This is a genomic window from Methylovorus glucosotrophus (assembly GCF_009858335.1).
Classification (GTDB): domain Bacteria; phylum Pseudomonadota; class Gammaproteobacteria; order Burkholderiales; family Methylophilaceae; genus Methylovorus; species Methylovorus glucosotrophus.
Window position 1 is genome coordinate 158,959 of record NZ_VMSE01000002.1, and the last position, 22,966, is coordinate 181,924.

Below are 22,966 nucleotides of genomic sequence, written 5' to 3' on the forward strand. Positions count from 1 at the left end.
GCAGGGCGTTGAGCACAGGGCATGGAAGGCCAAACGCCAACCGTGTCCTGCCCTCGACGCGATCCCTGGAATAAACGTAACCAAGCCAGCGCCAAAAGCGCAAGGCGGGGGTGAACTCACCCCCAAACAACTGGAGAACACCATGCTTGACGATACACTCAAAACTCAACTTCAGACCTATTTGGGCATGCTGCGTCAGCCTATCCGGCTGATTGCTTCACTCGATGAGAGTGAAAAAGCCGCTGAAATGCGTGAGCTGCTGCAAGACATTGCCGCGCTGTCAGACAAGGTCAGCCTGGACCTGGCAGGCAGTGATGCCCGCAAGCCTTCGTTCGTGATTGCACGTGAAGGTGAGACCAGTGGCGTGCGCTTTGCTGCCATTCCGCTGGGCCATGAGTTTACGTCGCTGGTGCTGGCCTTGTTGTGGACCGGCGGTCACCCACCCAAGGTGGAAGCCGATGTGATTGAACAGATCAAGGCGCTGGATGGCGATTTCCGCTTTGAGGTGTACATGAGCCTGTCCTGCCATAACTGCCCGGACGTGGTGCAGGCAACGGCATTGATGGCCATTCTCAACCCCAAGGTGCAAACCACCGTGATTGATGGTGCCTTGTATCAGGATGAAGTAAATGGTCGCAACATCATGGCCGTCCCCACCACCTACATGAACGGTGAGCCATTTGGCTCGGGCCGCATGACGGTTGAAGAGATGCTGACCAAGCTCGATACCGGGGCTGAGGCACGCGAAGCGGCCAAACTGGACCAGAAGGCGCCTTATGATGTGCTGATCGTAGGCGGTGGACCTGCGGGCGCTTCGGCCGCTATCTATGCCGCGCGTAAAGGCATACGTACCGGTATCGTGGCCGAGCGTTTTGGTGGTCAGGTGATGGATACCCTGGGCATCGAAAACTTCATCTCGGTGAAGGAAACCGAAGGGCCCAAGCTGGTGGCCGCACTCGAAGAGCATGTGCGTAGCTACGATGTCGACATCATCAACCTGCAACGCGCCGAGTCGATTACGCGCGGCGAACTGGTTGAGGTGAAGCTGGCAGGTGGCGCAACGCTCAAGAGCAAGGCGGTGATTGCGGCGACCGGTGCCCGGTGGCGCGAGCTGAATGTGCCTGGCGAGAGGGAGTACCGCGGCAAGGGCGTGGCGTATTGCCCACACTGCGATGGTCCTTTGTTCAAGGGCAAGCGCGTCGCCGTGATTGGCGGCGGTAATTCAGGCGTAGAGGCAGCGATTGATCTGGCCGGTTTTGTTGGCCATGTCACCCTGATTGAATACGACACCAAGTTGCGTGCGGATGCCGTGTTGCAGAACAAGTTGTTCAGCTTGCCCAATGTGACTGTGATCATTAACGCGCAAACGACCGAAGTAACCGGCGATTCCCAAAAGGTCAATGGTTTGGTGTACAAGGACCGCGCCACAAGCGTGGATCATCATCTGGAACTGGAAGGTGTCTTTGTACAAATCGGTCTCTTGCCGAATACCGACTGGCTCAAGGGCAGTGATGTCGAACTGAGCAAGTTTGGTGAGATCAAGGTGGATGCGCATGGGCAGACATCAATGGCAGGTGTGTTTGCGGCGGGGGATGTGACGACCGTGCCTTACAAGCAGATCATCATTGCCATGGGTGAAGGTTCCAAGGCTGCGCTGGGCGCATTTGATTACCTGATACGCCAGTAAGCGTCACGCTGTACTTCCTTTTATGACAATCTCGGTTGCCATAAAAGGCCAGGGCCAGTGTTCTTTCCCGGGTAGGGGAGAACACTGGCCCTGAATTTTTTGGTTTTGCCGTTGTTACAGATCAAGCATTTTTGAGGTTTTTAAATGGCTTGAGAGATCACAAACGATGGGTATTGGTCAAAGAAGGTGACTCTGACGTTGAAACCCAGATCACGGGCCCGTTGTGCGAGCAGCGTGAAAATGTGCAGTTCATTCTTCAGCGGGATCAGGAACACATTGTCGGCAAATGCCTGGGTAGACTCCGACTTGTGCTGCTCCTTGTTCAGCTGAATGATGTTTTGACTGCTGGTGATGAAGGTTACCCAATTCTTGTTTTCATGATTGGGGTTCGGCCGGTCTACGATCAATAGTGCTGAGTGCATTTTATATCTCCTCGTTTTTATAAAAGACCTACAGTTTCCGTACTTAAAAAATCAAAAACCGTGAAACTAGCATTACAGGTCTCTACAAGAAAATCAATACTCGCAAGATGGATATAGCTTTAAATTTTTATGATTTTGCTGCCGAGGCCGTCATGACAGGCTTAGCAGCTGACGTAACAAAGGCAGTGTGACCGGGCGTTTGTAGCTGAGTGACCATTCATCCAGAGCATCCAGCGTGGAAACCAGGGTGGGCAGATCACGACGCAAGTGGCGCAGGCAATAATCCAGCACTTCATCCGGCAAGCGCATGCCACGGGCTGCTGCATGCTGGCGCAATGCCAGCGCTTTTTCTTCATCGCTAAGCGGATGCAGCTGGTAGCTGAGGCCCCACGCCAGGCGGGTGGCCAAGTCCTCCCGCAGCTGCATGGCGGTTGGCGCGGCGATGCCTGCCGCTACCAGCACGCCTTCGCCAGCGCGCAGGTGGTTATAGCTGTCAAACAAGGCAATCTGCTCTTCATTGCTGAGCAGGTGAACATCATCGGCGCAGATCACGTGCACGCCCAAGGCTTCGCCCGCACGGTTGCAGGCATGCAGCAGATGACTCTTGCCGCTGCCGGTTTCACCCCACAGGTAGATAAAGCGTTGCGCACTTTGCCCTTCCAGCGCGGCGCGCAGGCTATGCAGGGCCTCGGCATTGCGGCCTGGGACAAAATTGTCCAGGCTGGGCAAAGCCGATGGTTGAATGTCGAGCAGTAACTGTTTCATGGCATATAGCCGCAAAGCGGCAAGAGTGGGGCCTGCATTTTATGTGAACCTGATTAATGCAGGTAGATATCGCTATTGAGATAAGCGCGTTTGGCATGGCGCAGGCCAACGGCAATCGCGGCGCTGACAGGCAGCGCCAGCAAAATACCGGTAAAGCCGAACAGCTGGCCACCAGCCAGCAAGGCAAAAATCACCATGACCGGGTGCAGGCCGATACGGTCACCGACCAGCCAGGGCGTGAGCCACATGCTCTCCAGCATCTGGCCGATACCAAATACCGCGATGACAGGAACATACTGGGCGAAGGTGGTGAATTGCAATACCGAAGCCAGTGCCGCGAGCAGCATGCCAGTGCCGATGCCCAGGTAAGGCACAAAGCCAAGCAAGCCTGCAATCAAACCGATGGGCAGCGCGAGCTCCAGTCCGGAAAGCCAGAGGCCGGTGGCGTAAAATGCGCTCATCAACAGCATGACGGATAATTGCCCGCGTAAAAATTCTGCCAGCATCATGTCGACTTCACGGGCAATCTCTACGGTTTTGGCATACCAGCGACGTGGCAGCAATTGATCGAAGCGGTTGAGAATGTCGTGCCAGTCGCGCAGCAGGTAAAACAGCACAATCGGGATCAGCACCAGATTCGCCAGCCAGGCGAACAGCGCCAGCCCGTGATCGCTCAGTGCCAGCAAGAATTTGCCAACGAAATCACTGGCGGATTTCCAATTATTGGTAATCACCTGCTGCACCTTGGTGGCGTCAATATCGATCGCCACGCCGAAGTGCTGCAACAGCCAGGGCTCAATGCGCGTACGCAAGCCGGTAATGTAGGTCGGCAGCTTTTCCATGATCAGCATGAATTCTTTCTGCATCATGGGGATCACGATCAGCAGCAGGATGCAGATAATGGCGATCAGCATCAGCATGACCAGTAATGAGGCGACGGTCCGCCCCAAGGTGAACTGCCAGAGGCGCACCTGCGCCAGTCTGTCGACCAGCGGATTGCAGATATAGGCGAAAATGGCGGCAATCAGAAACGGCGCCATGATGGGCAGCAGCAGATATACCACCAGCAGGAACAGGCCGCCGAGCAGAATCACGCGGTAATCAGGCAACAGGTTTTCTCGTTTGGCGGTCATTTCGGGTAAAATTATATTTAATTACTGTAATTTATCTTGTGGAAAGCGAGAACTCAACTTGAATTCTGATCAAACCAACGGCGGTGCCGCACCAACTTCAATGAGCTATCGCGACGCCGGTGTCGATATCGAAGCCGGCGATGCGCTGGTCGAGGAGATCAAACCGTTTGCCAAGCGTACCATGCGCCCCGAGGTTTTGGGCGGAATTGGCGGATTCGGCTCGCTGTTCGAAGTCCCGAAAAAATTCAAAAACCCCGTGCTGGTTTCCGGTACGGATGGTGTGGGCACCAAGCTCAAGCTGGCATTTCAGCTGAACAAACACGACACCGTGGGTATTGATCTGGTGGCCATGAGCGTGAACGATATTCTGGTGCAGGGCGCTGAGCCCCTGTTTTTCCTGGATTACTTTGCCTGTGGCAAGCTCGAAGTTGGCGTGGCTGCCCAGGTGATCAAGGGCATCGCGCTGGGCTGTGAGCAGTCCGGCTGTGCGCTGGTTGGCGGCGAAACCGCTGAAATGCCTGGCATGTATCCCGCCGGTGAATATGACCTTGCCGGCTTTGCCGTCGGTGCAGTCGACAAGGAAGCCATTATTGACGGTACTACCATTGCGGCGGGTGACGTCGTGCTAGGTCTGGCATCCAGTGGTGCGCATTCCAACGGTTACTCGCTGATCCGCAAGCTGATCGAGAAATCCGGCATTGATATGGATAGCGATTTCCATGGCAAGCCCTTCCGCGATGTGGTGATGGCGCCTACCCGTATTTATGTCAAATCCCTGCTCAAGTTGCTGGCTGCCATGCCGGTCAAGGGCATGGCCCACATTACCGGTGGCGGCATCACGGAAAATATTCCGCGCGTATTGCCTGCCGGCCTGACCGCTGAAGTCCGCCGCGATAGCTGGACGCTGCCGCCTCTATTTCAATGGCTGCAGGCGCAAGGCAACGTGGCCGATGACGAGATGTACCGTACGTTTAACTGCGGTATCGGCATGGTGGTGATTGTGTCCGCTGCGCAAGCAGCAGAAGCCATCAAGCTACTGACAGAGGCTGGCGAGCAGGTGTGGCAGATTGGCCAGATTCGCGCCCAGCAGTCGGGTGAAGCCCCTACGGTCGTGGTGTAATTGCCGGAACGAAAAGCAGCGACTATCGTCAGATGGACATCGCCTACCTCAACTAGACATCATGCGCTCTCTTTCATTACGCCATTTCATGTTCACTGCGGGTTTACTGCTGGCCGCCTCGGTCGTGCATGCGGCTCCGCGCCAGGTGGAGCTGGTCTATGAGGCCACCCGCAACGGTCAGCCATTTGCCACGGTGACCGAGACCTTCAAGCAAGAAAATGGCCGCTACCGCATAGAAAGCGTGACACAGGGCATAGGGGTGTATGCCTTGTTTGGCAAGCGTCGCCTGTTGAGCGAAGGCGAAGTGACCGAGCAGGGGCTCAAGCCCAGCCATTTTGAACTGCATCAAGGTGACAATGATAAAAAATCCTTGCTGACAGATTTCGACTGGGCGCAGAACCAGCTCAATATGCAGGTGAAGGGCAAGACCGTTACCGCGCCGCTTGAGCCAGGTGCCCAGGATCTTGCCAGCTTCATTTACCAGTTCATGTTCCGTCCTCCAGTGGGTGAGGATGTGAATATGCCGGTGACGACGGGCAAAAAGCTGCGCAGTTATCACTACCGGGTGACGGAGCGCGATGTCCCGCTTGATCTGCCTGGCGGCCATTTCAAGACGCTGCATCTGGTCGATGCCACGCCGGAGGGCGAGGACGGCAAGGAATTCTGGCTGGCGACGGATCGTCATCACCTGCCGGTCCGTCTGGAAATGCGCGATGACAAAGGTGCCAAAATCGAGCAGATTCTGACCAGCGTGCATGCGGAATAAGCAAGACGAGCCTCAGCGCAAGTATTACCTCCGCTATGCCCTGGCCCTGCTGATTTCATTGCTGTTGCATGCGGTGTTGCTGGGAGGGCTGGATCTCAGGCTACCAGATTTGCCTTCTGCCCCCAGCACCATGCAGGTTGAGATGATGCCTGCAACGTTGCCCAAACCATTGCCCCCGGCTATCAAGCCCAAACCCAAAAAAGCGGCTCCGGCAGCCGTGCCGGCGACCCCGCAGGATGCTGCGCCCACTGTGGAGGCGCCAGCAGAGACTGCTTCATCAACACTTGCGGAGGCTGGTGATGCCGCTACCCCCGTACTCGAGGAAAACGAACCACCGGAAGAAGTGACCGAGGCCCTGCCAGGGCCTTCCAAGCCTGATCCGGTGAATTACGTGGAAATGGAGTACGAGGTCAAGCGTGGTGGTCAGGCTGGCACCTTGGGCCGTACCCATGTGCTTTTCAAGGTGCATGACGAAAATCGCTATACCCTAACCAGCGAAACCGAAGCGCAGGGCCTGGCATCGCTGTTTATCTCAGGCAAACTGGTGCAGCGCAGTGAAGGCCTGGTGACGGAACACGGCTTGCAGCCGCAGCATTTTTTTTATCAGTATGGCAACAACGAAGCCAAGGCCCAACGTGCCGAACTGGACTGGGATAACCATACGATTGCCATGCAAAGCAGCAAGGGACTGGTGACGCAGGCCCTGCCAGCGGGCACGCAGGACTTGCTGAGTTTCATGTACCAATACATGTATCAGGATCCGCTGGCCCAGATGCAGGTGGCAGTCACCAATGGCAAGCGCCTGCGGACATACAGCTATAGTTTTGAAGGGGAAGAGCAGGTGCAGACCCGCATGGGCGAGATACGTGCTCTCCATATTGCAAAATCCACTGGTAACGAAAAGACCGAGTTGTGGCTGGCGGTCGATTATCGTTACCTGCCTATTAAAATACGTAAAACAGACGAGGACGGTACAGTGCTTGAGCAGATTATGACCAGGCTGAATACCGATATCATGAAATGAAAAACATCCATCCCCAATTACTTCGCTTTGCAGGTACTGCGCTCGCTGACATCCTCGCGGGCACCGGTCCGGCCGATGCCGTGCTGGGCTCTTTTTTCCGTAATAACCGCGAGTTGGGTACCAAGGAAAGAGCCTTTGTCGCTGAGTCCGTGTATGGCGTGTTGCGCCGCAAGCGCCTGCTATCCTACCTTGCCGATGGCGATGATCCGCGCAAGCTGCTGGTGGCCTGGCTGGTGCGTGTGCAGGGCATGAGCCTGCGCGATCTGGAAGACACGCTCAACACCCAGCAGAAAGAGTGGGCACAGGAGATCAAGGCTAAAAGTACCGACAATCTCAGCCTGGCCATTCAGGCCGATATGCCGGATTGGTTATGGGAAAAACTCAGCGCCCAATATGGCGATGAGCAGGCACTCACTATTGCTCGCAGCATGCAGCAGCAAGCTATGATGGATTTGCGCGTGAATACCATCAAAGCCACGCGCGAAGACGTGCTGGCCAAATTCATCAGCGAAAATACCCAGCTGAACCAGGACACCATTGTCCCGACTCCGCTGTCACCGACGGGAATACGTCTGCCGCAGCGCCTCAACATCAGCCGGCATATTCTGTTTACCGAAGGCAAGGTGGAAGTGCAGGATGAAGGCAGTCAGCTGCTCGCACATCTGGTAGCGCCACGTCGTGGCGAGATGATTGCCGATCTCTGCGCAGGCGCGGGTGGCAAGACGCTTGCCATGGGCGCACTGATGCGCAATACCGGTCGCCTGTATGCATTTGATATATCCGAAAAACGCCTGACCAATCTGGGCCAGCGCCTCAAGCGCTCGGGCTTGTCCAACCTGCATAGCCAGCTGATCAGCAGCGAGCAGGATGCCAAATTGAAGCGCCTGAACGGCAAGTTTAACCGCGTGCTGGTGGATGCGCCTTGTAGCGGCCTGGGTACCTTGCGTCGCAACCCGGACCTCAAATGGCGGCAAACCCCGCAGGACGTGCTGGAACTCACCGGCAAGCAAACCTCTATTCTGGCGCGTGCTGCCAAGCTGGTAAAAGCGGGCGGCCGCCTGATTTACGCCACCTGCAGCCTGCTCTCGGATGAAAACGAAGCCATTGCCGATGCATTCCTGGCTGCGCACCCTGATTTCAAGCTGATTCCTGCCAACGAGGTTTTGGCGCAACAGCAGATTCCGGTCGATACCGGGGAGTACTTGAAGCTGTTGCCGCACTTGCACCAGACCGATGGCTTCTTTGCTGCGGTGTTCGAAAAGGCGGCGGCGAGTTCGGAACCTCCCTCCGCCTGATCTTGCTGGAGCGCTGATTCGGGTGGCATCGCGCATCCAATCAGCGCTAGGCAGAGTCAGGCCGCTACGGTAAAGTAATTTCATGCGGCTTTTGGCCGCATGTCTTTGTATCAACCCCTTAGCTGCCTGACTCCGAGGTTTCGATGAAGCTTAGTCTTAACACCCAGATTTTTACTGGCGCCGCCATCGGCGTGCTTGTCGGCATGGGCATCAGCCCGCTCGCGCAGGATAGCGAGCTGCGTGTGCAATCGCTGTATGCGCTTGGGCTCATCGGCAGTGTATTCATTGACCTGCTCAAGATGGTGTTGATCCCGCTGGTATTCACCTCGATTGTGGTCGGGGTAGCCAATCTGCAAGCGCATCGTCAGGTACACCGGGTGTGGACCAGCACCTTGGGGTTTTTCATCCTGTCCATGGCGCTGGCCATCGCACTTGCGTTAGCCGCGAGCAATATCTTCAAGCCGGGTGAGGGCATGCAACTGGCGATGTTCCAGGATGCCATGCAGAATTTCGAAGCTCACCGGCTGACCATGCCCGAGTTTTTCAAGCAATTTCTGCATGAGCTGTTCATGAATCCGTTTGCCGCACTCGCCAATGGCAAGGTGCTGGCCGTGGTGATTTTTGCCCTGTTCATGGGGATCGCACTGGTGGTGGGCGGCGAGCGCTACCAGAACATACACAAGCTGTTGCAGGAAGCCCAGGAACTGGTCATGCGCATTGTCGGCTGGATCATGCATCTGGCACCGCTGGGCATCATGGCCTTGCTGGCCCAACTGGTGGCCAATCAGGATCTGAGCCTGCTGCAGACCATGGGGAAATTTGTCACGCTCATCGTGGCGACGACACTTATCCATGGTGTCATCATTCTGCCGCTGTTGCTCTACTTGGTCACTGGGGTAACCCCCTTGCGCTTCTGGCGTGGCGCGCGCGAGGCGCTGATTACCGCATTTGCCACCAGCTCAAGTTCGGCGACTTTGCCGGTGACCCTGCGCTGCGTGGAAAACAAGCTGCATGTAAAACCGGAGATCGCCGGGTTTGTGGTGCCGCTAGGCGCCGCCATCAATATGGACGGCACTGCCTTGTATGAAGCGGCTGCTGCCTTGTTTATTGCGCATTTGGCGGGCATCGAACTGGGTACGGGCCAGCAGTTGGTGGTGTTTTTTACCGCCATGATTGCGGCCATGGGCGCACCTGGCATCCCCAGTGCAGGCATGGTAACCATGGTGATGGTGCTGCAGTCGGTAGGCTTGCCTGCGGAAGCCATCGCGATTTTGCTCCCGATAGATCGCTTGCTGGATACCTTGCGCACTACTGTCAATGTGGAAGGCGACATGGTGGGCAGTCTGATTGTGCAGAAGTTGGTGCAACGCTAGGTTGCCCGTTTTTCTTGGGAGCCCATCTGTCCCACATGCACTTGCATGTAGGAACATGGGACCTAGCCCGACGCATGCCAGTCTTTCAAGGCTGGCATTTTTAACTGCTTTATATGATAATAATTCTCATTAGCCAGCGATGTCCCGCAGAGAAAGCAGGGCTGTAAGCCAATATTTCCCTACTTTAGCTCAGTAAAAAGGACATTACCCATGCGTTTATATCATTCTCTCGCGCTTGTTATCGGCTTTGCTTCCAGTCATGCCATGGCCGCTGCCTGTAGTGTGGATATCGAAGCCAACGATGCCATGCAGTTCAATACCAAAGCCATCGACGTCAGCAAAAGCTGCAAGGAATTCACCGTCAATCTCAAGCACACCGGCACCATGGCCAAAGCCATGATGGGGCACAACTGGGTGCTCGCCAAAGCCAGTGATGAAAAAGGCGTGCTTGCCGATGGCGCGGCTGCCGGTTCGGCGAATGATTACGTCAAGGCGAGCGATGCCCGCGTGATTGCGCATACCAAACTGATTGGCGGCGGCGAAAAAGACAGCGTCAAGTTTGCTGCCAGCAAGCTCGCGGATGGGCAGGATTACGTCTTCTTCTGCTCTTTCCCCGGCCATGCCTTCATGATGAAGGGCAGCGTCAAGCTCGTAAATTAATCAGCAATTCACCAAGCTGAATTCAGGGCCGGGGGGCATTACCCATGCACACCGGCCTTGACCGGGCGATAGCGACGGCCGTATAGTGCCGCCTCCATGAAAAAACAAATAGCGATCATTTCCGTCATTAACCGCAAAGCGCTGTGGCTGCGTGCCACCCAGTGCTGCGGTTGCTATTTGTCCTGAATTTTTGCAACCGCGGGCTCTCCGCGGTTGACTACTGTCTATTCTCGTTGAGCCCATAACCTGGGCTCAACGATGTCTACGTTTATCAGTTCACGCTTTTCTTCTCCCATGGCGGGTATTGCCATGGTATTGCTCGCCTCGGTGGCAGTGTCCTCCAAGGCTATTATCGTCAAGCTGGCCTATGTGTATCCGGTGGATCCGGCCACACTGATTGCCCTGCGCATGGCGTTTTCGATTCCCTTCTTTGCAGCCCTGGCGTGGTGGTCTGCCAGGCAGGATAGCCTGGCAACACTGTCATTGCGCCAATGGATGGCGGTGCTGGGGCTGGGTGCCATTGGCGGCTATGGCCCCATGTGGCTGGACTTTGCCGGTCTCGCCTATGTCAGCGCTGGCCTGGAGCGCATCATCCTGTTTCTTTACCCCACCATGGTGTTGATGTTTTCTGCCTTGCTGTTCCGGCAGGCGGTCGGCCGGCGTGAGCTTTTTGCCCTGATTACGGGTTATGCCGGCGTCGGTTTGGTGGTGGGGCATGATATCGAGTTTGTGCATGGAACTGCGGATGCCACCCTCATGGGGGCTGCGCTGGTGTTCGCCAGTGCGGTGTTGTATGCCGCTTATCTGGTGTTGAGCGGCAAGTTGATTCCGCAGGTTGGTGCCTCGCGCTTTACCGCTTACACCATGCTGGTGGCGACCTTTACCAGTGGCATGCATTACGCCGGCAGTCAGCATGTAGTGAGCTGGTCGCAGTTGCCTGGTGAGGTCTATCTGCTGAGCTTGCTGATGGCGGTGGTGGCGACGGTGTTGCCGGCAGTGTTGCTCAATATCGGTATTCAGCGGCTGGGCAGCAACCGTGCGTCGCTTATCAGCTCCATCGGCCCGGTATCGACCATTTTTCTGGCCTGGGTGTTTCTTGGCGAACACATCACCTGGTTGCAGCTGGGGGGTACCGCGCTGGTCATGGCTGGCGTGCTGGCTGTGAGTCTGGGCCGCACACCGGCGTGAGAGATGGAATCGTGGGAAGAGGAGACTAGGCGATCCGAGACCAGTCAAAGCCGGGGCCGGGATCGGTTTTGCGACCAGGGGCGATATCCGAATGCCCGGCAATGCCTGCAATGGGGTAGCGTTTTTTAAGGGCGGCGATCAATTGCTGCAATTGCGTGTATTGGGCTTCGGTAAAGGTGTCGGTATCGCACCCTTCCAGCTCGATGCCTACGGAAAAATCATTGCAGCGCTCCCGTCCCTGCCACTGCGACACCCCGGCATGCCAGGCGCGAAGGCCACACGGAACAAACTGCAGCACGCTACCATCGCGCCGGATGAGAAAGTGCGAGGAAACCTTGAGCGTATAAATCTCGGCGTAATACGGATGTGCCGTCGGATCCAGCTGATTGGTGAATAGTTCGATAATGCCGTTTCCACCGTATTGTCCCGGCGGCAGGCTGATATTGTGGATCACAATCAGCTTCACCTCCGCCTCATCCGGCCGGGCGTCATGGTTGGGCGAGGGGATAAAAGTCCCCTGATTCAGCACGCCGTCTGCGTTAATTTCGAGCGCTGTCATGTTGGCGTTCATGTTATCCGATAAAATCCTGAAACTTGTCGCGTGCCACACGGGCCACGCACCTTGACCGATACTGAAGAAATGGATGCATAACCATGGTGTTTTTTGAATTGTTCCTCATGCTGATTGTGATTCTAATCGCAGCCGAGGTGTTTACCAATGCGCTGGAGCATCTGGGGGAAAAGCTGGGGATTTCGGAAGGGGTGACCGGCTCATTGTTTGCCGCTGTCGGCACGGCCTTGCCGGAAACCTCCGTGCCTTTGCTGGCCTTGCTGGCAGGCACGCAAAACCTGCAAACCAACGAAGAAATTGGCGTAGGCGCCATTCTCGGTGCGCCCTTGATGCTGGCAACCCTGTCCATCTCGCTGATGGCATTTGCCGTGCTCAAGAAGCGCGGGGCCTTTGGCCGTTTCCATCCGGAAAAAACCGGCTTGAGGCGCGATCTCGACTTTTTCATCGTGGCCTTCTCGTTTGCCGCGCTGGCCCTGTTCATTCCGCATACACAGGCGGCTATTCGTGGTGCGCTGGGTTTTGGCATGGTGCTGATCTATTTCATTTACATCCTGCTGACGATACGCGCTTCCAAGGATCTGGTGAGCAGCGGGCATGGAACCGAAGCTGAAGAGCCCATGTTCCTGTGCCGCATCGGCCTGCCCAATAACACCGTCGTGATCGTGCTGCAGCTGGTCCTGGGTCTGGGGCTGCTGGTGGCTGGGGCGAAAGGGTTTATTCATGGGGTGGAAGAGGCAGCGCAAATCATCGGGGTATCCACCCTGCTGCTGTCCCTGCTGATTATTCCTATTGCCACTGAGTTGCCTGAAAAGGTGAACAGCATCCTGTGGGTGCGCAAAGGCAAGGATACCCTGGCTTTCGGCAATATCACCGGTGCCATGGTGTTTCAGGGTACCTTGTTGCCCGCTATCGGCATCATGCTCACGCCGTGGGAACCCCGGGTGGAAGTGCTATCCGGCTTGGTGATTACGCTGGTGGCTGCCGTCTGGCTGCGCGTGCTGGTGGCACGCGGTGGCATCAAGATCTGGCATCTGTGGGTCAATGGCCTGATGTATCTGATCTACCTCGGCATCGTCTTGCTCTAAGTTTCAGCATTGGCTGAGTTCACGCCTGACTCAGCATCTCAACTTCAATCGGCCAGCCTGCGGTGACACTGCAGGCTGGCGCGATAATCAGATTAATCCTCGTCATCATCCCCATCGCTGTCTTTACCCAAGCCCAGCTTGGAAAGGCGATAACGCAGGGTGCGAAAGCTGACGCCGAGCAACTTGGCGGCAGCCGTCTTGTTATGGCCAGTTCTTTCCAGCGCGTTCAGAATCGCCTGCTTTTCTATGCTTTCCAGATAGTCTGGCAAAGGCAGGCCATTGGCTTCAATTTCCAGCGCAACCCGCTTGCTTTCGGTTTGCAGGCGCAGGTCAGTGGGCTGCAGACTGCGCCCATCATGCAAGGTGAGTGCACGTTCCAGTATGGTTTCCAGCTCCCGCACATTGCCCGGGTAATAGTGCTGTAGCAGCATTTGCTGGGTTTCGCGTGCGATCAGCGGAACATCTATCTTCTGGCTCTGGCACAAGCGTTTGAGCAGGTATTGGCTGATAGCGGCAATATCTTCCGGAATGTCGCGCAGGGCAGGCAGGTCCAGCGCGATCACATTGAGCCGGTAATAGAGGTCCTGGCGAAACTGGCCGCGCTCCATCATGGCGGTCAGGTTGCGCTGCGAAGCACTGATGATGCGGACATCGATGGTTTCTTCCTTGCGCTGTCCGGGGATGGAAATCGATTTGTCCTGAATGGCGCGCAGCAGGCGCACCTGGCTGGCCAGCGGCAGGGCGGCAATCTCCTTGAAGAAAAGCGTGCCACCGGAGGCTTTCTGCAGTGCGCCAGGTTCATCTTCGTCACCAAAGATTTCTTTTTCCAGCTGCTGCTCGGGGATGGCGCTACAGTCCAGGGTAATGAATGCGCCGCTCTGGCGCGAGCTGGACTGATGGATAAGACGCGCAACCAGCGATTTTCCGGTTCCGGCCTCGCCGCTGATGAAGACGGGCGCCTGATTGCGGGAAAGCTTGGTGATGGTGGCGCGTATCTGTTGCAGCGCCGTCGACTCCCCCACCAGACTGGGGCCGCTGACATTGCCGGCCGCATTCGGCAGGTTGAGCGCGGATTGCACCAGAGGTCGCAATTGTTGCAGCGAAATGGGTTTGGTAATGTAATCAAAGGCGCCTGCCTTGAGGGCGGAGACCGCATTATCGGCGCTGCCGTAAGCGGTAATCACCGCGACTGGCAACCCGGCATGGTGCTGATTGATATAGCGCACCAGGTCCAGCCCATTGCCGTCGGGCAGCCGCATATCGGTCAGGCACAGGGCGTAGGATTTTTGCCGCAACATGAATTTGGCATCGTCGAGATTGGCTGCACTATCGGCCTTGAGGCCCATGCGTGTCAGTGTCATGACGATCAGTTCGCGGATGTCGTGTTCATCATCCACGACGAGGCAGTTGAGAGGGTTAGCCATTTTTTATAGTCATCGTAAAGAGGCTGCCTTGCGGGGTGGAGCTGCATTCCAGCCGCGTATTGTTGGCCTGACACAATTCGCGGGCGATATACAGGCCCAGACCGGTTCCGGTTGCCTCGGTAGTGTAAAAGGGTTCAAACAAGTGTGGCATCACATCAGGCGCAATGCCTGGCCCATCGTCCCGAATGGCGATGCGTATCGCGCGCGAACGCGACGAACGGCGAATTCCCATGTGCAGGCTTCCCTCCTGCTTTCGCCCGTGGCGCCATCCATTACGGCAGATGTTCCACAATATCTGGTTGAGGTGCCTGTGGTCAAACATCACAACGTGGGCGCCGGGCTGGATATCCAGCACAAAGCCGCTGGGCGGGATGTTTTCGACCTGGCAGAACTGTTCATGAAACGCCTGCACAAAACTATCCAGCGCCACCGGTTGCTGTTGCGTGCGGTCGCGCCGGTTCAACTCCAGTACATCGGTGACAATGTGATCCAGCCTTTCCACATTATCGGCCACGATGCGCAATAACTTTTGCGAGCCGGGATCGGTAATGTCTTCCTGTAGTAGCTGATTGGCGTGGCTGATCGAACTCAGGGGGTTGCGGATTTCATGGGCGATGTTGGCGGTCAGCTTGCCCAGGGCGGCCAGTTTGATCTGATGTGCCTGGGTCTGGATCTGGCTCCAGTCCTCAATAAAGATGACAGCGCCCTGGTCACGTGCATGGTTGAGTGGCATGAAACGCAGGCGGAGGTCATGATGCGCACTCTGCAGTTTGAACACCGACTCCTGCCCGGTGTGATCATGTATCCAGTCCTGCATCAAAGCGGCAACCTCTGGCAAGGCATGCAGAGTGGTCGGTGCAGATGCCTCCGCGTCCATTCCCAGCAGGGTCAGGGCTTGCTGGTTGTGGTGGCGTAATTGCATCGTATGGTCGACGACCAATACCCCATCGTGCATTTCCTCAATGATCAGCGCATTGATCTGCGCCATGCTTGCCAGGTCTACGCCTCGTTCCGATGCCAGTTTTTCACTTTCGCGGGCACGCTTGGCCAGGCTGTGCGCCAGCCAGGCCGTCGCATAACAGCTGAGGCTCAGCATGACGGCATGCGAATAATCGACGATGCTTTCCTGCCAGTGCAGCAACTGATAGGTTTGCTCAAGCAAGAGGGCGATGGTGGCGAGCGAGGCATAAAACAGGGCAAGCCGTCCCCGGCTGATCAGACTGGCGGCGGCAATCGCCACTACCAGCAGCAGCCCCAGGCCATTGCGTATTCCGCCTGAGGCAAACATCAGCATGATGATGAAGCCGATATCCATCACCACCAGCGTGGTCAGCTGGGTTGAGAAGCCGGGTTTCTTCAGGCCGGTGAATACAATCGCCACCAGGCTGACGCCGAGATAGCCCAGCGAGATCTGAAAATACAGGGCCTTATTGAAGTTTTCCCAGAAGGGGAGGTCATCCAGAAACTGGAACGACACGACAAAGATGAGGGCAATGACCAGCCGGTAGAGATTGAACAATCCCATCGGCCGCCAGAAGGCGCGCTTCTCGATGATGGGAGACGCTTCCGGGCTACTGCTCATGATTGCGTGTTTGATCGGGACTGTGCAGCTGGGCATGCGCCAGGCTGCAGTAATCCGTTTGCGCCATGCGCACACTTTCACTCTGTGGGAGATGCACGCCGCAGTGCGCGCATTTCACCATTTTTTCTTCGCCAGAAAGACGCGTATCGCGGGTATCCAGGTTTCTTGCGTAGCGCTTGAGTATGCTGTAAACCAGCCATGCGGCCACGACGAGCAGTAATAGTTTTGCCATTGCGAATTTGCTACCTGATTGAGTGACTAATATCTTAATTGATTTTTACAATTCGACGGCAAGGATCGAAACTCAACTGTTATACTGCATTGGCCAAGAGCGACCGTGAATGCGGCCCAGGCCCATTCGATCGCTGTTTTATATCTCAAGACCATGCCCGTCTGTACCCACTACATTATGTCTGCAACCGCATAGAAAATGGCAACAGCTCAGGAACTTTCAACCTTTCTAGCCGAGGTCGAACGGCGCGCCTATCGGCAAACGGCTTATGCCGTGCGGGATGAGCACGCTGCACTCGATATTGTGCAAGATGCCATGCTCAAGCTTTCTGAAAAGTATGGCGCGCGGCCAGTGGAAGAATTCCCCATGCTGTTTCAACGCATACTGCAGAACACCATGCGCGATTTCTGGCGCCGTCAGAAAGTGCGCAATCTCTGGACCTCCTTGCTTTCCTCCTTTGGCGGCCACTCGGCAGAGGACGATGATGAGCATGACCCCCTAGAGACCATGGAAACCGGGCAGCGCAGCGAGGATGAGCCCGAGGCGCAGCTTGAGCGCAGTCAAACGATTGCTATAATTGAACGCGCGATAGAAAAACTACCAGCACGTCAACGGGAAGCTTTCCTGATGCGTTACTGGGAGGATATGGATGTCGCCGAAACTGCCGCCGCGATGGGATGCTCAGAGGGAAGCGTCAAGACCCATTGCTCCAGAGCAGTGCATGCGCTTGCAGCAACACTACAACACTATGGATTTAATCAACAGGGACTCAAGAAACCTGGAGCCGGATCATGAACCAGCAAGAATCTACCGTCAAACTCGTCGTCCAAGCCCTGGACGCCAGTGTCGAAGACCTGGATGAAGACGTCATTCGCCGTCTGGCCGTTGCCCGCGAGCGCGCCGTCTCGGCCATGCAGCCGCAATGGCAGGCGGCGGGCCACAATGGTGTATTTCACAACCTGGGCAATTATGTCGTGCATCATCGCCTGCTGACATCGGCGGCATTGCTGCTGGGAGCGCTGGTGCTCGGTTTTATCGTCACGCAGCATGTGATCGGCCAACATCAGCTGGAGCAGGGCGATGCATTTCTGCTGGGGTCCGAGTTGCCGCCTGAAGCATATCTGGATAAAGGGTTTGATACATGGCTGCAACAAAACGCGCGCTAGGCTTGCTGCTGCTGGTCCTGCTGAGTGGGCAGGCCTGGGCAGAAGATAGCAAGAGCGTGATGTTGAAGTGGTCGCAACTCACGGAAGATCAACGCAAGGTATTGAATCCGCTTTCCAAGGAGTGGGATACCCTGCGCCCCTGGCAACGCGAGAAAATGCTGGATATTGCCCGGGATTACCCCAAGATGAATGCCCAGCAACAGGCGCGTGTTCAGCAGCGCCTGAATGACTGGAGCCGCATGACGCCGTTCGAACGCGAGAATGCGCGCAAGAAATACCAGCAGTTCCAGTCCTTGCCGCCCGAAAAGCAGGAAGAATTGCGCAAGAAATGGCGCGAATACCAGAGCCTGCCTGAAGCTCAGCGTGAAGGCTTGCGCCGCGATCAGCCCGATCTTTACGACGCTAACGAACTTGATAACTAGCTCGCGCCAAATCTGGCCGGGCCCACTTTGCTCATGACGCTACCTGATTCCCCCCGCTGGCCACGCCGCCTTGCCGCTATGCTTTATGAAGCCTTGCTGCTGGTGGCCATCCTGTTTTTTGCTACCTTTCTGTTTGTCATCCTGCTGGGCAGCGCAACCGAGCCGCCGGCGCGCTATATTCTGCAGGGATATTTATGGCTGGTGGCGGGTGGGTATCTGGTCTGGTCATGGCGGCATGGCGGACAGACGCTGGCGATGCAGACCTGGCGCATTCGCGTCACCAATCGCGAGGGTGGGGCATTGGACTGGCGGCAGGCTTGCTTGCGCTATGTCATCGCCAGTGTGTTTTTCGGGGTGGGGTTTTTATGGGCCTTGTTTGATCGGGAAGGCCTGTATCTGCATGACCGCCTGACCGGGTGCCGTTTGCAACTGGAGCCACCCAAGCGGCCTGCCAAATAGAGCAGCTAACGGCGCTCCGCCATGAACAGCATGGTCAGGCCAGCCAGCAGGAAGAGCAATGTCGGTACCACCGCACTCATGAGCGGCGACCAGTCGTTGAGCAGCCCCAAGTGAACAAACACCCGGTTCAATACCTGATACACAATCCCCAGCATGATCCCGGCAAAAATCTTGGCACTGGCGCCACCCGAGCGCTGTTGCAAAAAGCCGAATGGCAGTGCCAGTACGACCATGACCAGCGAAGCCAGCGGATACACCATTTTTGACCAGAGAGCGATTTCATGCCGCGAGGTTTTCTGCTTGTTGGCGCTCAAGTGGTGGATATAGAAATACAGGTTCCAGGCGGACATTTTTTCCGGCACCACCAGCAGTACATTCAGCAGCTCCGGGCGGATGAGCGATTGCCATTGCGCCTGCGGGAAAAACTCGGATTTGACCGTTTTATCCAGAAAATGTGTTTGCTGCACATCCTTCAGATGCCAGTTTTCTCCATCAAAACGACCGGTTTTGGCGTCACTGATGGTGCGCAGGTGGAAGGTGTCATCAAATTCGTAAATGTGGATATTCATGAGCTCCGAGTCCGGCATCACTTCTTCCACATTGACGAAGCTGCGGCCATCCTTTACCCAAAGACCAGAGCGAAAATCCTGGGCCACCACAGAGTCCGTGGCCTGAATACGCAGGCGCTGTGCGGTTTTTTCACTATATGGTGTGACAAATTCGCCGACAAAGAAGGTGATGACAGCGAAAATCAGGCCGACTTTCAGTAGTGAGCGGGCAATGGTCGCAATCGAGATGCCACTGACACGCAGGATGATCAGTTCAGAGTGTCGCGATAGCTGGCCCAGCGCATACATGGTGCCGACCAGCACGGCGACGGGCACCACCTCATAAACGTGGCCTGGGGCGCTCAGCAGCACAAACATTAGCACCTTGTTCAAGCCATAGGTGCCTTTGCCTATGCTTTCCAGTTCCTGGATCAGGTCAAAAAACGAGAACATGGCGAGCAAGGCCACCATGATCAGCATGATGCTGGAAACGATTTCCTGCGTCAGGTAACGGTTAAGCAGTTTCATGACTTGAACCAGCTTAATTTCCAGAATGCCGGTATCAGTGGACGTTGCAGCAGACGGCGATAAAACATCCAGATAGTCAGCAGCAGGAAGAACACATGCACCGGCCACAGCCCGACAACGGGATTCAGTTTGCCTTGCGTGAGCCAGGCCTGCACGATGCTGAGCATGTTGTTGTAAATGATGTAGATCAGCAATGCCAGCATCATGTTGGCGGAGCGGCCGGAGCGGTTATCCACAAAACTCAGGGGAATGGCCAGCAAGACCAGCAGGAATGCGGAGATCGGGATGGCGAGACGCCATTGCAGTTCGGCATTGTTGGCGGGGTTATGGTTCTTCAGCAATTCCACGCTGCCGAGGGCGGCGGTGCCGGGCGGCTCTTCTTTCACTTCGTTGGGTTCAATGCGGATGGAATAACGCTCAAACTCGGTGGTGGAAAATTCCGCCGTATTCGGTTTGCCTTCGTAGCGGCGGCCATATTCCATCACCAGGAAGTTATCGCCATTGTCAGCCACAGTGCGATGTCCCTGGCTAGCGACGACTACGCCCAGGCGCTGATGCTGCACTGATTGTACGAAAATGTTTTTGACGACATTGCCCAGCTCGTCAAAGCTCTCGACAAAGAATACGCGATCGGCGTTGCGCGATTCCTTGAAGACGCCTGGGCTGATGGAAGCGAGCTCGTCGCGGCTTTTGAGCTGATCGCGGAATTCAGAACCTTTATTGGTGGCCCATGGCGTGACGAACAGGCTCAGCACCGCAATCACGGCTACTACCGGGATGGCGAATGTCAGCACAGGGCGTATCCAGCCAGCCAGGCCCATGCCTGAGCTGAACCACACTACCATTTCACTATCGCGGTGCCAGCGGGTCAGTGTCAGCAACACCGCCAGGAATATGGTGAGGGAAAGAATCATGGGCAGGAACTTCAGCATGCTGAAGCCCAACAAAGTATTGATGGCATCGCTTGCCAGGCTGCCTTTGGCGGCCACGCCAATATAGTAGGCAACGCGTTGCGCAATCACGATGCCAAACAGCACCAGGAAAGCGCCAATGGCGGTGCCCACAAGCTCTTGCAGCAGGGATCGTTTGAAGAGCATAGGCTTAATTAAATGGTCTTGTGATCAAGGATTTTGAGTTACAGCGAAAACGCAGGATAATCAAAAGAAGCTTAATAAAAAGGATAACTTGGAATGGAATTTAGCATAAAAACCGGCAATCCGGAAAAGCAACGTAGTGATTGCATCGTCGTGGGTGTATTTGATACGCGCAAACTGAGTGAAGCCGCGGTGGCGCTGGATCGTGCTGCCGAAGGTTATCTGACCACGGTACTGGCGCGCGGCGATCTCGACGGTAAGCTGGGTTCCTCCCTGATGTTGCATAGCGTGCCGGGTATCGCCAGTGATCGCGTATTGCTGGTTGGCCTGGGCAAGGCTACTGAATTCAAGGAACGCGAATATCGCCAGGCAGTGCGTGCTTCTTTCAAGGCGCTGAGTGGTACCAGCGTCAAGGCCGCCAGTACTTACCTTGCTGATCTGCCGGTGAAGAAACAGGATGCAGCATGGAAGGCAGCTCAGATCGCCGAGATCGGGCAAGACGTGGATTATCGGTTTGATGTCATGAAGGGCAAGGCCGCGCAGGAAGAAAAGGCAAAATCTGCCAAGCGTGTTGCCAAGGTCGCCGTGGCTTTTATCGAAAAATCAGAAGGCAAGCTGGCCGAGAGCGGTCTCAAGCAAGGTTTGGCATTGGCCGCAGGTGTAAGCCTGACCAAGGATCTCGGCAACCTGCCGCCCAATGTATGTACGCCAACTTACCTGGCCGATCAAGCCAAAGCCATGGGCAAGCAATATGGCTTGCAGGTGGAAGTGCTGGATCGCGACCAGATCGCCAAGCTGGGCATGGGTTCTTTCCTCGGTGTGGCGCAAGGCAGTGCGCAGCCACCTAAATTGATCGTGCTGCAGCACAAAAAAGGCAAGAAGAGCCAAAAACCAGTGGTACTGGTTGGTAAGGGCATCACGTTTGATACCGGCGGTATTTCGATCAAGCCTGGCGCTGAAATGGATGAAATGAAGTACGACATGTGTGGCGCCGCCAGTGTGTTGGGTACCTTCAAGGCGATTGCAGAAATGGATTTGCCGCTGAACGTCGTGGGCGTGATCCCGACCTGCGAAAATATGCCGGACGGCACCGCCATCAAGCCCGGTGATGTATTGACCAGCATGTCTGGCCAGACCATTGAGGTACTGAACACCGATGCCGAAGGCCGCCTGATTCTGTGTGATGCGCTGACCTATGCTGAACGCTTTGAGCCAGCCGCCGTGGTCGATATCGCTACCCTGACCGGTGCTTGCGTGATTGCGCTGGGTCACCATGCCAGTGGCTTGTTCAGCAACAATGACAAGCTGGCACAAGAGCTGCTGGCAGCTGGTGAAACGGCGCATGACCGTGCCTGGCACATGCCGCTGTGGGAAGATTACCAGCCACAGCTGGACAGCAACTTTGCCGATATGGCGAATATCGGTGGCCGTGCAGGCGGCAGCATTACCGCGGCCTGCTTCCTGTCGCGTTTCACCAAAAAGTACGAGTGGGCGCACCTGGATATCGCCGGTACGGCCTGGAAGTCTGGCAAGGACAAAGGCGGCACAGGTCGCCCCGTGCCTTTGCTGACCGAGTTTCTGGTGAAACGCGCTGCCAAGTAATCCGCATGACCCGTATTGAATTTTTCTTTAACGTAGGCAATAAGCTCGACAAGGTGGCTGAGCTTAGCCAGCGTGCGGTGTCCAAAGGGCGCCGCATGATGGTGTTCGGCCCCGACGAAGCGGTGCTTTCCGAACTGGAGCGCGTGTTATGGAGCGGGTCGGCCCTGAGTTTTGTGCCGCATTGCCGGGCCCAGCATCCGCTGGCGTCAGAAACCCCTATCGTGCTGGACTTTAAGGGTGAGCCACTGATACACGACGATGTGCTGATCAACCTGCAGCATCAGCACCCGCCGTTTTTCAGCCGGTTTCGCCGATTGATCGAGATTGTGGGCAAGGATGAGGCCGATAAGGCACAAGCACGCGTCAGGTATCGCTTTTATCGTGACCGTGGCTATGAAATTAGAACCTTTGATGAAAATGGAGCGGCATTGTGATGGAACCGGTTAATCGCCCAGGGGATGATCTGGCGGCTGTGCTTGGTCGTATCAGCTTGTTGACACAGCAGGCTGGAGTGCCGGCTGTGGATCCGGTGGAGACGGCCGATATTCCCATGCTGACAGATGTCTACGTGGGTTCCACCGTGCAAATGAAACCGGAGAGTATGCAGCAACAGGCATTGTCCATCCCGGGTGCCAGCACCACTGCATCGTATGAAGCTGTGCTGGACGACATGCTACCGCTGATACGGTCCACGATCAACAAAGTGCTTACGGAAAGCCTGGATCAACTGATCCCGGGTTTGCAAAACAAGCTCACGCAAGAATTGGCAGAGCAGGTGAGGCTGAAACTCATCAGCCTCGCTGTCAATAAGTCTGAATAG

General features: G+C 55.9%; 25 protein-coding genes. 16 read left to right on the forward strand and 9 right to left on the reverse strand.

Annotated features, from left to right (window positions below; translation table 11 throughout):
• Positions 1-142 precede the first annotated feature (142 nt).
• Complete coding sequence (gene ahpF, locus FNL37_RS11730) at positions 143-1,687, forward strand: alkyl hydroperoxide reductase subunit F (RefSeq protein ID WP_159356305.1); 1,545 nt, start codon at positions 143-145, stop codon at positions 1,685-1,687.
• 140 nt (positions 1,688-1,827) lie between these two features.
• Here ahpF and FNL37_RS11735 read toward each other — a convergent pair whose 3' ends face one another.
• The 3 genes from FNL37_RS11735 to FNL37_RS11745 form a co-directional block, all read right to left on the reverse strand.
• Entirely contained in the window at positions 1,828-2,109 is a 282-nt protein-coding gene (locus FNL37_RS11735) for a hypothetical protein (RefSeq protein WP_013441044.1), read from the reverse strand.
• A 150-nt stretch (positions 2,110-2,259) separates the two neighbouring features.
• Entirely contained in the window at positions 2,260-2,874 is a 615-nt protein-coding gene (locus FNL37_RS11740) for an HdaA/DnaA family protein (protein ID WP_159356306.1), read from the reverse strand.
• Positions 2,875-2,927: 53 nt separating this feature from the next.
• Positions 2,928-4,007: an AI-2E family transporter gene (locus tag FNL37_RS11745; RefSeq protein WP_159356307.1), complete on the reverse strand. Its 1,080-nt coding sequence runs from the start codon at positions 4,005-4,007 to the stop codon at positions 2,928-2,930.
• A 100-nt stretch (positions 4,008-4,107) separates the two neighbouring features.
• Between FNL37_RS11745 and purM the strand changes: the two genes are divergently transcribed.
• From purM to FNL37_RS11780, 7 genes are all read left to right on the forward strand, one after another.
• Positions 4,108-5,127, forward strand: a complete 1,020-nt coding sequence (gene purM, locus FNL37_RS11750; RefSeq protein WP_159356535.1) for a phosphoribosylformylglycinamidine cyclo-ligase — start codon at positions 4,108-4,110, stop codon at positions 5,125-5,127.
• Between the two features lie 61 nt (positions 5,128-5,188).
• A complete protein-coding gene (locus tag FNL37_RS11755) occupies positions 5,189-5,893 on the forward strand; it encodes a DUF3108 domain-containing protein (RefSeq protein WP_159356308.1) in 705 nt (234 codons plus the stop codon).
• The gene (locus tag FNL37_RS11760; protein ID WP_159356309.1) at positions 5,883-6,917 is read left to right on the forward strand and encodes a DUF3108 domain-containing protein; all 1,035 of its coding nucleotides are present in this window, start codon (positions 5,883-5,885) and stop codon (positions 6,915-6,917) included. Before FNL37_RS11755 ends, FNL37_RS11760 begins: the two co-directional genes overlap by 11 nt.
• Positions 6,914-8,212 carry an RsmB/NOP family class I SAM-dependent RNA methyltransferase gene (locus tag FNL37_RS11765; RefSeq protein ID WP_211371969.1) on the forward strand — a complete coding sequence of 433 codons (1,299 nt, stop codon included), beginning with the start codon at positions 6,914-6,916 and terminating at the stop codon, positions 8,210-8,212. The genes FNL37_RS11760 and FNL37_RS11765 overlap by 4 nt, the downstream gene beginning before the upstream one ends.
• A gap of 143 nt (positions 8,213-8,355) precedes the next feature.
• Positions 8,356-9,585 carry a dicarboxylate/amino acid:cation symporter gene (locus FNL37_RS11770; RefSeq protein ID WP_159356310.1) on the forward strand — a complete coding sequence of 410 codons (1,230 nt, stop codon included), beginning with the start codon at positions 8,356-8,358 and terminating at the stop codon, positions 9,583-9,585.
• 210 nt (positions 9,586-9,795) lie between these two features.
• Entirely contained in the window at positions 9,796-10,245 is a 450-nt protein-coding gene (gene azu, locus FNL37_RS11775) for an azurin (RefSeq protein ID WP_159356311.1), read from the forward strand.
• 258 nt (positions 10,246-10,503) lie between these two features.
• On the forward strand, positions 10,504-11,433 hold the full coding sequence (locus FNL37_RS11780; RefSeq protein ID WP_159356312.1) for a DMT family transporter: 930 nt from the start codon (positions 10,504-10,506) through the stop codon (positions 11,431-11,433).
• A 25-nt stretch (positions 11,434-11,458) separates the two neighbouring features.
• Here FNL37_RS11780 and ampD read toward each other — a convergent pair whose 3' ends face one another.
• On the reverse strand, positions 11,459-11,992 hold the full coding sequence (ampD, locus tag FNL37_RS11785; RefSeq protein ID WP_369750492.1) for a 1,6-anhydro-N-acetylmuramyl-L-alanine amidase AmpD: 534 nt from the start codon (positions 11,990-11,992) through the stop codon (positions 11,459-11,461).
• 95 nt (positions 11,993-12,087) lie between these two features.
• Between ampD and FNL37_RS11790 the strand changes: the two genes are divergently transcribed.
• Positions 12,088-13,089, forward strand: coding sequence for a sodium:calcium antiporter (locus tag FNL37_RS11790; RefSeq protein ID WP_013441056.1), 1,002 nt, complete (start codon positions 12,088-12,090; stop codon positions 13,087-13,089).
• Between the two features lie 92 nt (positions 13,090-13,181).
• On the opposite strand, the gene FNL37_RS11795 is transcribed toward FNL37_RS11790, so the two are convergent.
• From FNL37_RS11795 to FNL37_RS11805, 3 genes are read right to left on the reverse strand one after another with little or no spacing between them, the layout of a single operon-like run.
• Positions 13,182-14,513: a sigma-54-dependent transcriptional regulator gene (locus FNL37_RS11795; protein WP_041361924.1), complete on the reverse strand. Its 1,332-nt coding sequence runs from the start codon at positions 14,511-14,513 to the stop codon at positions 13,182-13,184.
• Entirely contained in the window at positions 14,506-16,095 is a 1,590-nt protein-coding gene (locus FNL37_RS11800) for a two-component system sensor histidine kinase NtrB (RefSeq protein ID WP_159356313.1), read from the reverse strand. The genes FNL37_RS11795 and FNL37_RS11800 overlap by 8 nt, the downstream gene beginning before the upstream one ends.
• Entirely contained in the window at positions 16,085-16,327 is a 243-nt protein-coding gene (locus tag FNL37_RS11805; protein WP_159356314.1) for a PP0621 family protein, read from the reverse strand. Before FNL37_RS11805 ends, FNL37_RS11800 begins: the two co-directional genes overlap by 11 nt.
• 198 nt (positions 16,328-16,525) lie before the next feature.
• Between FNL37_RS11805 and FNL37_RS11810 the strand changes: the two genes are divergently transcribed.
• The 4 genes from FNL37_RS11810 to FNL37_RS11825 are packed head-to-tail and all read left to right on the forward strand — an operon-like array spanning position 16,526 to position 18,374.
• Positions 16,526-17,122 carry an RNA polymerase sigma factor gene (locus FNL37_RS11810; RefSeq protein WP_159356315.1) on the forward strand — a complete coding sequence of 199 codons (597 nt, stop codon included), beginning with the start codon at positions 16,526-16,528 and terminating at the stop codon, positions 17,120-17,122.
• Positions 17,119-17,493 carry a DUF3619 family protein gene (locus tag FNL37_RS11815; RefSeq protein WP_159356316.1) on the forward strand — a complete coding sequence of 125 codons (375 nt, stop codon included), beginning with the start codon at positions 17,119-17,121 and terminating at the stop codon, positions 17,491-17,493. Before FNL37_RS11810 ends, FNL37_RS11815 begins: the two co-directional genes overlap by 4 nt.
• Entirely contained in the window at positions 17,469-17,915 is a 447-nt protein-coding gene (locus FNL37_RS11820) for a DUF3106 domain-containing protein (RefSeq protein ID WP_013441062.1), read from the forward strand. Before FNL37_RS11815 ends, FNL37_RS11820 begins: the two co-directional genes overlap by 25 nt.
• Positions 17,916-17,948: 33 nt before the next feature.
• Positions 17,949-18,374: an RDD family protein gene (locus FNL37_RS11825; RefSeq protein WP_049821859.1), complete on the forward strand. Its 426-nt coding sequence runs from the start codon at positions 17,949-17,951 to the stop codon at positions 18,372-18,374.
• A gap of 5 nt (positions 18,375-18,379) precedes the next feature.
• Here the strand turns inward: FNL37_RS11825 and lptG are convergent, their stop codons facing one another.
• Together lptG and lptF are read right to left on the reverse strand one after the other, a co-directional pair.
• Positions 18,380-19,450, reverse strand: a complete 1,071-nt coding sequence (gene lptG, locus FNL37_RS11830) for an LPS export ABC transporter permease LptG (RefSeq protein WP_015829229.1) — start codon at positions 19,448-19,450, stop codon at positions 18,380-18,382.
• Positions 19,447-20,547 carry an LPS export ABC transporter permease LptF gene (gene lptF, locus FNL37_RS11835; RefSeq protein WP_159356317.1) on the reverse strand — a complete coding sequence of 367 codons (1,101 nt, stop codon included), beginning with the start codon at positions 20,545-20,547 and terminating at the stop codon, positions 19,447-19,449. The genes lptG and lptF overlap by 4 nt, the downstream gene beginning before the upstream one ends.
• Positions 20,548-20,640: 93 nt before the next feature.
• Here lptF and FNL37_RS11840 point away from each other — a divergent pair, with 93 nt between their 5' ends.
• Genes FNL37_RS11840 through FNL37_RS11850 form a run of 3 tightly spaced genes read left to right on the forward strand, consistent with a single transcriptional unit; the run spans position 20,641 to position 22,966 of the window.
• Entirely contained in the window at positions 20,641-22,146 is a 1,506-nt protein-coding gene (locus FNL37_RS11840) for a leucyl aminopeptidase (RefSeq protein WP_013441066.1), read from the forward strand.
• A gap of 5 nt (positions 22,147-22,151) precedes the next feature.
• On the forward strand, positions 22,152-22,580 hold the full coding sequence (locus tag FNL37_RS11845; RefSeq protein WP_159356318.1) for a DNA polymerase III subunit chi: 429 nt from the start codon (positions 22,152-22,154) through the stop codon (positions 22,578-22,580).
• On the forward strand, positions 22,580-22,966 hold the full coding sequence (locus tag FNL37_RS11850) for a hypothetical protein (protein WP_013441068.1): 387 nt from the start codon (positions 22,580-22,582) through the stop codon (positions 22,964-22,966). Before FNL37_RS11845 ends, FNL37_RS11850 begins: the two co-directional genes overlap by 1 nt.

Bases quoted from the DNA above. Each gene is read 5' to 3' on its own strand.
- ahpF (WP_159356305.1), top strand. From the start codon at position 143: ATGCTTGACGATACACTCAAAACTCAACTTCAGACCTATTTGGGCATG.
- FNL37_RS11735 (WP_013441044.1), bottom strand. From the start codon at position 2,109: ATGCACTCAGCACTATTGATCGTAGACCGGCCGAACCCCAATCATGAA.
- FNL37_RS11740 (WP_159356306.1), bottom strand. From the start codon at position 2,874: ATGAAACAGTTACTGCTCGACATTCAACCATCGGCTTTGCCCAGCCTG.
- FNL37_RS11745 (WP_159356307.1), bottom strand. From the start codon at position 4,007: ATGACCGCCAAACGAGAAAACCTGTTGCCTGATTACCGCGTGATTCTG.
- purM (WP_159356535.1), top strand. From the start codon at position 4,108: ATGAGCTATCGCGACGCCGGTGTCGATATCGAAGCCGGCGATGCGCTG.
- FNL37_RS11755 (WP_159356308.1), top strand. From the start codon at position 5,189: ATGCGCTCTCTTTCATTACGCCATTTCATGTTCACTGCGGGTTTACTG.
- FNL37_RS11760 (WP_159356309.1), top strand. From the start codon at position 5,883: ATGCGGAATAAGCAAGACGAGCCTCAGCGCAAGTATTACCTCCGCTAT.
- FNL37_RS11765 (WP_211371969.1), top strand. From the start codon at position 6,914: ATGAAAAACATCCATCCCCAATTACTTCGCTTTGCAGGTACTGCGCTC.
- FNL37_RS11770 (WP_159356310.1), top strand. From the start codon at position 8,356: ATGAAGCTTAGTCTTAACACCCAGATTTTTACTGGCGCCGCCATCGGC.
- azu (WP_159356311.1), top strand. From the start codon at position 9,796: ATGCGTTTATATCATTCTCTCGCGCTTGTTATCGGCTTTGCTTCCAGT.
- FNL37_RS11780 (WP_159356312.1), top strand. From the start codon at position 10,504: ATGTCTACGTTTATCAGTTCACGCTTTTCTTCTCCCATGGCGGGTATT.
- ampD (WP_369750492.1), bottom strand. From the start codon at position 11,992: ATGACAGCGCTCGAAATTAACGCAGACGGCGTGCTGAATCAGGGGACT.
- FNL37_RS11790 (WP_013441056.1), top strand. From the start codon at position 12,088: ATGGTGTTTTTTGAATTGTTCCTCATGCTGATTGTGATTCTAATCGCA.
- FNL37_RS11795 (WP_041361924.1), bottom strand. From the start codon at position 14,513: ATGGCTAACCCTCTCAACTGCCTCGTCGTGGATGATGAACACGACATC.
- FNL37_RS11800 (WP_159356313.1), bottom strand. From the start codon at position 16,095: ATGAGCAGTAGCCCGGAAGCGTCTCCCATCATCGAGAAGCGCGCCTTC.
- FNL37_RS11805 (WP_159356314.1), bottom strand. From the start codon at position 16,327: ATGGCAAAACTATTACTGCTCGTCGTGGCCGCATGGCTGGTTTACAGC.
- FNL37_RS11810 (WP_159356315.1), top strand. From the start codon at position 16,526: ATGGCAACAGCTCAGGAACTTTCAACCTTTCTAGCCGAGGTCGAACGG.
- FNL37_RS11815 (WP_159356316.1), top strand. From the start codon at position 17,119: ATGAACCAGCAAGAATCTACCGTCAAACTCGTCGTCCAAGCCCTGGAC.
- FNL37_RS11820 (WP_013441062.1), top strand. From the start codon at position 17,469: ATGGCTGCAACAAAACGCGCGCTAGGCTTGCTGCTGCTGGTCCTGCTG.
- FNL37_RS11825 (WP_049821859.1), top strand. From the start codon at position 17,949: ATGACGCTACCTGATTCCCCCCGCTGGCCACGCCGCCTTGCCGCTATG.
- lptG (WP_015829229.1), bottom strand. From the start codon at position 19,450: ATGAAACTGCTTAACCGTTACCTGACGCAGGAAATCGTTTCCAGCATC.
- lptF (WP_159356317.1), bottom strand. From the start codon at position 20,547: ATGCTCTTCAAACGATCCCTGCTGCAAGAGCTTGTGGGCACCGCCATT.
- FNL37_RS11840 (WP_013441066.1), top strand. From the start codon at position 20,641: ATGGAATTTAGCATAAAAACCGGCAATCCGGAAAAGCAACGTAGTGAT.
- FNL37_RS11845 (WP_159356318.1), top strand. From the start codon at position 22,152: ATGACCCGTATTGAATTTTTCTTTAACGTAGGCAATAAGCTCGACAAG.
- FNL37_RS11850 (WP_013441068.1), top strand. From the start codon at position 22,580: ATGGAACCGGTTAATCGCCCAGGGGATGATCTGGCGGCTGTGCTTGGT.